This window comes from Streptomyces sp. SID13726, assembly GCF_010548375.1.
In the GTDB taxonomy this organism is placed as follows: domain Bacteria; phylum Actinomycetota; class Actinomycetes; order Streptomycetales; family Streptomycetaceae; genus Streptomyces.
Map to the genome: position 1 here is coordinate 1 of NZ_JAAGLY010000531.1, position 425 is coordinate 425.

A 425-nucleotide genomic window follows, 5' to 3' on the forward strand; every position below is an offset into this window, starting at 1 on the left:
CGGTCCAGAAGGCGAAGGAGAGCGGGAAGCGCGCACGCGCCGTTCCGACGGGGACGACGTCGAGTGACGCACGGTCGGCCGCGAGCGGACCTGGTGCGAGGTCGATCGTCACGTCCACGCCACGCGACGGACCTGCGGGCTCCTCTCCGAGCAGCCGTACGACCTTCTCGTACGGCGCGTCATGGTGCGCGAACGCGCGTGCGTCTGCTCTCCTCGCGCGCAGCACGAGGTCGCCGAAGCGGGGGTCTCCGTCGGTGCGGAGCCGCAGCAGGACCGTGTCGAGGAACAAGCCGGCGACCTCGCTCCACCCGGCGACGTCACGGGTCGTCACGCTCGTCCCGACGACGACGTCAGACCCGGCCCCGAAGCGTGTCAGAGTGGCCGCGACCGCTGCGTGGAGGACCATGAACGGCGTCGACCGGCAC

General features: G+C 71.5%; 1 protein-coding gene. It reads right to left on the reverse strand.

Annotation, left to right across the window (positions count from 1 at the left end; translation table 11 throughout):
* A partial coding sequence (locus G3I78_RS48960) for a condensation domain-containing protein (RefSeq protein WP_239158496.1) occupies positions 1 to 406 on the reverse strand: 406 nt, incomplete at its 3' end.
* Positions 407 to 425: the final 19 nt, after the last annotated feature.